Origin of the sequence: Bavariicoccus seileri WCC 4188 (genome assembly GCF_000421665.1) — a bacterium.
Taxonomy (GTDB): Bacteria; Bacillota; Bacilli; order Lactobacillales; family Aerococcaceae; genus Bavariicoccus; species Bavariicoccus seileri.
In genome coordinates, this window is the sequence record NZ_ATXL01000029.1 from 23,051 (window position 1) to 29,050 (window position 6,000).

The following is a 6,000-nucleotide window of genomic DNA, read 5'->3' on the forward strand; positions in this document are numbered from 1 at the left end:
TGCTCTATTGCCACTAAAACTTATAAAATTACAAACTATGCTATAAAAATGTCCTAGCAAATTGCTAGGACATTTTTGGAATGTGATGATTATTGAAGTAAGCTAAAATAATAGAGGCAGTTTCTTCAATAGAACGGGTTGCAGTATTAATAACTAGACATTCTAATTGACGATAAATAGAATCCGCATAATCTAGTTCTTTTCTTATTCTATTATCATTTGAATAAGTTGATGTTGGACTTAACCCATATGCTTTCATTCTTTCTTGTCTATAATTACTAAGCACTTCTGGGGTAGTAGTAAGACCAATAATGCGAAGTTGGTCAACATGCCAAATCTCTTGTGGAAGTGTACTCTCAGGGACAAGAGGCAGGTTAGCGACTTTAAGGTTTCTGTTTGCTAAAATCATGGAAAGGGGCGTTTTACTCGTTCTTGAAATTCCTAGTAGAATTATATCTGCTTTCAAGAGACCGGGAGGATTTTTTCCATCATCATTTTGAACAGTGAACTCTAAGGCCTCTATCCTTTGAAAATAGGTTTCATTCAATCGGTCGATCCTATGTAGCCGAGAGCTTGGTGTGTCGTCTGTCATATCTTCGATGCCAGACAAGAGAGGTCCAATCAAATCATAAGTTTTTAAATTGTGGTGCGATAAGGAATGATGTAAATAGTTTCTTAAATCATGATTGATAATGGAGTGGACAATCAAAGCGTTAGTTTCTTCTGCTTGTTTTATAATTTCGTCGATTTGAGACTCGGAACTTATAAATTGATATGGAATAATACGTGGGTTACTATTTGGAAACTGAGCCAATACTTCAAGTAATATGGCATCTATTGTATCACCCGCAGAATCAGAAATAGCAATCAAAGTGAAATCAAACATAATACTTCCTTTCTTGGAGATGAAATAGTGACTATAAAGTAGCAAAGTGAGAGGTAAGAAAACTATTTTGACAATTAAGAATGAGAATTTAAAATGAATTAATTGACAATGTCTCACACAAGTGCAAGAATTGAAAATGTGTAAAATTATTATAACAGAAAGTAGTGATTTCATGAACAATATTGACAAGTCAGTATTAGATTCTTATAAAAGTCGTTATTTAAGTGATAAGACAAATCTAGCTGTTGCTGGAGCAATTGCGAAGGTTGGATTCCAAGACGCGAGCGTTAATAATGACATCTTAAGAAAACACGATTTTGTTTTCTCAAACGAAACCAAACGTGGTTTGATAACTAATCAAAAAGCTAGTGGTCGTTGTTGGATGTTTTCCGCTTTAAATACGGCTAGAGTTGATACCATGGCTGCCTTAAATGTAGATACGTTTGAGTTTTCCCAAAACTATACCCTATTTTGGGATAAACTAGAGAAATCTAATTATTTTCTAGATAGCATTATCGCTACAAAAGACGAAGAACAAGGGTCACGGGTTATTATGCATTTGTTATCTGACCCAGTTCAAGATGGCGGGCAATGGGATATGTTTTCTGGAATTCTGAAGAAATACGGTGCTGTTCCAAAATCTGCTATGCCTGAAACATTCCATTCTTCAAATACAAGACTACTAAATAATCTTTTGACTAAGAAGTTAAGAGAATATGCTCGGGATATCAGAGATTCTAAAGAAACGTCGGTTGACGCGTTAAAAGCCTTAAAAGAAGATCGCTTATATCGCATTTACAATATATTGACTAAAGCTTTGGGGGAAGTCCCTGAAACATTTACTTACGAATATAGGGATAAAGATAATAATTTCCACCGTATTTCTAACATTACCCCAGTTGATTTCTTTAATAAGTATGTTGGATGGGATCTTGATAGTAAGGTAAGCTTGATCAATGCGCCAACTTCGGACAAACCATATGGAAAATCATACACCGTTAAATATTTGGGGACTATCAAGGAAGCTAAACCTATCCAATATATCAATGTTCCGATTGAAGCATTAAAGGCTGCAGCCATTAATGCGATTAAAGATGGACATCCAGTATGGTTCGGATGTGATGTTGGTCAATTTTCATTACGTGATGCTGGTATTATGGATCTAGACGCGTTCAATTATGATTTAACGATTGGAGAAGACTTTTCGTTGAACAAAGCCGAAAGACTTGATTATGGTGAGAGTATGTTGACACATGCTATGGTCTTTGTTGGTGTGGATTTAGATGACGATGGCAATCCAATTAAATGGAAAGTTGAAAATAGTTGGGGAGATAAATCTGGAGATAAGGGTATCTTCAGTATGAGTGACGCTTGGTTCGATCAATATAATTATCAAATTATGGTTGATAAAAAATATGTTGATGCTAAATGGCTGAAAGCCCTTGACGAACCTGTTGTTGAATTAGAACCATGGGATCCAATGGGTGCATTAGCAGTCTATTAATCCAATTATTATTATGAACAGAATAAAGGTTAATTATCTGTTCTCAAAAAGAAGGAGCTACGAAAACGTAGCTCCTTCTTTTGATTTCCTTTATTAACTCACTTTAAGGTCTTTTTTAGTTTCTCATTTCTTTTTATTAGTTTTTATTTTTTAGTTTTTTTTAGGGCTCTTAAAGTTATTAGCGAATGACCATTTAACTCAGGAATATGTTTATAGACCATGAGTTCTCTAAAATACCGTTGCAGTTGCTCTTTCGTTTCTGGTTCGATTGAGATATTTAATTGGTCTAAAAGTTTAAATAAGGCACTATCGAGCGGGTATGGCACATTGAACAGTTCATTAATCGATACAAAGGCAAAGCTTGGACCAACTTCTTTTTTCGCAACCGTTAGGAGTCGCTTCAACTCATTTTCTAACTTAGAATCAGCTATATGTTCCGTGACACTATATTGTATTTGGAGTGCTTCTTTTATAGATTCCAATTTAAATCGAGGAAATGGTTTTTGCTGTTCCAATAGTTTTTGCCGTTTTTCTTCCGAATTATAACGTTTGAGAACAAAGTTTTCACCATCAAACCCGAACAACCTCGAAAAATTAGGAATCGCATGGATTAACTGAAGTAATTTTTCTTCCGAAGATTTTTTGATTAATTTAAAATCGTGTAAAAGTTGTATAAGACTGGTTTGTGACATCAAACCATAAGTATTTAGAATACTGTTAATCAAATCAGTAATGAACACATTGTAATGATTGACCGCTCCAAATGAGTCTTTTGATGCTAAAGTGGCTAATATTTCAGTATAAGCAGGTGGTGCTTCATAAGTCACTTGATTATTAGAATCTTTATGGAAAAAGATGATTCCTAACTGAGAAAGTGTATTTAAAGTTGGTTGAATATGTACCCATATCTGTGGCAATAAATCGTTACGACTAAAGTAGGTTGAATCAATAAAAGCTTGATTTATTCTTGGGTCAATAAAACTAATCAACCACTTTAGAAACTGTGGATTATAATAAGCTTCATAAAATTTATTCTTTAGCTGATCTGTTCCTGAAAGATTTTTAGTTGGAATATTCAATAATGTAAGAATTGTTAGTATTTGTTGCTCATTGGCAGCCTCTATGACGGAATGCTCTGTTTTCAATGTCGGCAACTCTTCATCATTTTTTAGTTGCTTTAAATCAACGATATTCAGTCCTTTTGGTGGTGTGAAAGGTTTGTTAAAATCTATTTTAGTCATATTTTTCTCCTTTATAACGACTCATTACTACTATATTAGCAAAATAAGTAAAATCTAGAAAGAGCAATCCCACTATAATTGCTTTACTGAATCCTTAATCCAGACTGAGATGATTTTAAAAACGTCATTTAATGGTTAGAAGTGGAAGCTAAAACCCAGTGTTACTCTTAAGTTTATTAAAATAAACTCATCTAAACGGCTTAAATGTTAAAAAATGATTTGATTGTAACAGTTTATAATGATATTATTTAATCATAATTTAATAAAGGGGGAAAACGATGGACTATAAAAAGGTGATGACAGCAAGTTCTTTAATGGTTGGGACACTAATATTAGCAGCTTGTGGCAATGGAAATGCGAATGGTGGAGATTCTGAATCCAATGATAAAGTTGTCTTTAATTTACCAGCAGGCGCGGAGATTCCGAAGATGGATGGTTCGCTAGCAACTGATGGTGAAAGCTTTGTAGCATTGATGGCTACTCAAGAAGGTCTTTATCGTCAAGATCCTGATGGGACCTATAAACCAGCTCTAGCAGTGGAGGAGCCCACAGTTTCTGAAGATGGCAAAACGTTGACTTACAAACTAAGAGATGCAAAATGGTCCGATGGAAGCAAATTGACTGCTGATGATTTCGTTTTTGCCTGGCAACGATTAGTAAATCCAAACACTGCTGCAGATTATTCTTATCTCATGAGTGGTGTTATTAAAAATGCAGAAGAAATTATGAATGGCGAGGCAGATCCAGAAGAATTAGGTGTTAAAGCAGTTGATGAACAAACACTTGAAGTGACGCTTGAAAATGCAGTTCCATATTTAAATAGTTTGTTGACAATGGCACCTTTCTTTCCTTTAAATGAGGCTTATGTGACAGAACAAGGTTCGGACTACGGTATTGATAGCGATCATTTGCTATTTATCGGACCATATACAATGACTAAATGGGACGGAACAGGAAGTTCTTGGACATATGAGCGCAATCCAGACTACTGGGATGCTGAAAATGTTGGGGCTGATGAAATCAACATTCAAGTTATTAAGGAAACATCAACTGGTATCAACTTATATGAGTCTGATGATCTCGATCGGGTGGTTCTAACTGAGGACTTTGTTACACAATATGCAGACAACCCTGATTTTGTGACCGAGCCAAATAGTTTCAGCTACTATATCAAGATGAACTATGCTAATGAAGCTTTAGCAAATGAGAATATCAGAAAAGCAATCCAGTATTCAGTGGATAGACAAGCTTATGTAGATCGTATCTTACAAGATGGCTCTATTGCTATTGATGGATTTGTTCCTCATGGTCTAGCACAGAATCCTGAAACAGGTGAAGACTTTAGAGATGAATCTGGAGACTTAGCTGGCTATGATCTTGACCAAGCTAAAGAATATTGGGAAAAGGGTCTTGAAGAGCTTGGTACTGATTCTGTTGAATTGGAACTATTAGGTGATGATACTGATAATGCGAAACGATCTAGTGAATTTTTACAAGCCCAACTTCAAGATAATCTAACTGGTTTGAAAGTTAATCTGAAGAACGTAACATTCAAATCACGTTTGCAATTAAATACAGATGGTAATTTTGAACTCCAAGTTACTCGTTGGGGAGCAGACTTTGCGGATCCAATCAACTATTTAGAATTATTTGAAACAGATAATACATTTAATACCAGTCAATACGATAATCCAAAATTTGATGAGTTAATTCAAGCTTCAAGAGAAGAGACTGCTGACCTTGAAAAAAGATGGGGATATTTACTAGAAGCGGAGAAGATACTGATTCAGGATGATGCTGCTATTGCTCCTATTTATCAAATGTATCGTGCGGCTATGAATAAACCGGATATTGAAAACTGGACAACTCACACTGTTGGTGCAGATTATGACTATAAATGGATTACTCGGTAAAATTACTTCAACTTAAGTCGTCTGATGTATTTTGAAAATTCAATAGCTACTAGTTTTTAGTAAATTACAATTTTAGTAAATAGTATTAAAGTATATTGATAAAGTGTAAGGTTACAATACATGTGTTACATGAAAATAAAAAAATAGAGGAAGCTTCTGCTATACTGTAATTACCACACCACAGAAAGGAAAGCTTCCCCTATGAAGAATATTATAACAGAAGAAATGCGATACAGAAAGAAAGTCGTTGATTATGCGGTTAAACATGATAATAATGCCAAGGCTGCACGCAAATATCACACAAATCGGATGCAAGTCAAACGTTGGAGAGACAACTATGATGGGACATGGGATAGTTTAAGAAATAAGAGTACAAAGCCCCACTCACATCCCAATCAACACACTGAAGAAGAGTTAAATATCATGAAAAAGACCTACCAACGGTATGGCCATGAG

General features: G+C 35.0%; 5 protein-coding genes. 3 read left to right on the top strand and 2 right to left on the bottom strand.

Going from position 1 to position 6,000, the window contains the following annotated elements; translation table 11 throughout:
* Positions 1 to 64 precede the first annotated feature (64 nt).
* Positions 65 to 886: a pyruvate, water dikinase regulatory protein gene (locus H541_RS0107200; RefSeq protein ID WP_022796651.1), complete on the bottom strand. Its 822-nt coding sequence runs from the start codon at positions 884 to 886 to the stop codon at positions 65 to 67.
* 172 nt (positions 887 to 1,058) lie between these two features.
* Here H541_RS0107200 and H541_RS0107205 point away from each other — a divergent pair, with 172 nt between their 5' ends.
* Positions 1,059 to 2,390, top strand: coding sequence for a C1 family peptidase (locus H541_RS0107205; RefSeq protein WP_022796652.1), 1,332 nt, complete (start codon positions 1,059 to 1,061; stop codon positions 2,388 to 2,390).
* A 143-nt stretch (positions 2,391 to 2,533) separates the two neighbouring features.
* On the opposite strand, the gene H541_RS0107210 is transcribed toward H541_RS0107205, so the two are convergent.
* Positions 2,534 to 3,631, bottom strand: a complete 1,098-nt coding sequence (locus H541_RS0107210; protein ID WP_022796653.1) for a hypothetical protein — start codon at positions 3,629 to 3,631, stop codon at positions 2,534 to 2,536.
* A 278-nt stretch (positions 3,632 to 3,909) separates the two neighbouring features.
* Between H541_RS0107210 and H541_RS0107215 the strand changes: the two genes are divergently transcribed.
* On the top strand, positions 3,910 to 5,544 hold the full coding sequence (locus H541_RS0107215; protein ID WP_022796654.1) for a peptide ABC transporter substrate-binding protein: 1,635 nt from the start codon (positions 3,910 to 3,912) through the stop codon (positions 5,542 to 5,544).
* A gap of 201 nt (positions 5,545 to 5,745) precedes the next feature.
* Positions 5,746 to 6,000, top strand: a 255-nt coding sequence (locus H541_RS0107220; protein WP_022795893.1) for a helix-turn-helix domain-containing protein, incomplete at its 3' end; no start/stop codon positions are given.

Bases quoted from the DNA above. Each gene is read 5' to 3' on its own strand.
- H541_RS0107200 (WP_022796651.1), bottom strand. From the start codon at position 886: ATGTTTGATTTCACTTTGATTGCTATTTCTGATTCTGCGGGTGATACA.
- H541_RS0107205 (WP_022796652.1), top strand. From the start codon at position 1,059: ATGAACAATATTGACAAGTCAGTATTAGATTCTTATAAAAGTCGTTAT.
- H541_RS0107210 (WP_022796653.1), bottom strand. From the start codon at position 3,631: ATGACTAAAATAGATTTTAACAAACCTTTCACACCACCAAAAGGACTG.
- H541_RS0107215 (WP_022796654.1), top strand. From the start codon at position 3,910: ATGGACTATAAAAAGGTGATGACAGCAAGTTCTTTAATGGTTGGGACA.